Annotated in this window: 1 tRNA gene; it reads right to left on the reverse strand. The window is 50.6% G+C overall.

What is annotated here, in order from left to right:
• Positions 1-419: 419 nt before the first annotated feature.
• A tRNA-Ala gene (locus JNB91_RS30380) sits at positions 420-495 on the reverse strand.
• Between the last annotated feature and the right edge of the window lie 128 nt (positions 496-623).

Below are 623 nucleotides of genomic sequence, written 5' to 3' on the forward strand. Positions count from 1 at the left end.
TCATGATGACATCGACGTGTTCTTTTCGATCAGATCGCTTTATCGAGGTCACGCCGAGCGACCTACTTGCGTCTGATCATAAGACCAGCTTCTCGAGATTAAATCCGGGTCCGCGCGGTTAGCAAACGGACATCAATAAGTCATCAGATGAACCCGAAGGTTCAAACAACGACCGACCAGAGTGACAAGCTTCCTATCTCCACCGATCCCTCTTTCGTGTCCGGCCGGCTAGGCCATCAACGACATCATAAGGATCAGCTTCAAACCCAGGCCTACCTTGCGGTAAATCCCAGACCTGGAAGCCTCCAGATCAATCTTCTCTTCACGATTTTTGCAGAACAGGCACAACGCTCAAAGCGATGCGCAAACTTGTATTTTCTTCAAAGGATATGTCTTCGTCTCTCGACACCAAATCGAATTGGTGGAGCTGAGCGGGATCGAACCGCTGACCCCCTGCTTGCAAAGCAGGTGCTCTCCCAGCTGAGCTACAGCCCCAACCATCGACAACACCTGACAGAACAAACTGCCAGGATCAGGTAAACCCAAAAACCAACATTTACAAAAAGCAAATGGTGGGCCTGGGAAGACTTGAACTTCCGACCCCACGCTTATCAAGCGTGTGC

It is taken from the genome of Aliirhizobium wenxiniae, from assembly GCF_019511445.1.
GTDB classification, from domain to species: Bacteria; Pseudomonadota; Alphaproteobacteria; order Rhizobiales; family Rhizobiaceae; genus Neorhizobium; species Neorhizobium wenxiniae_A.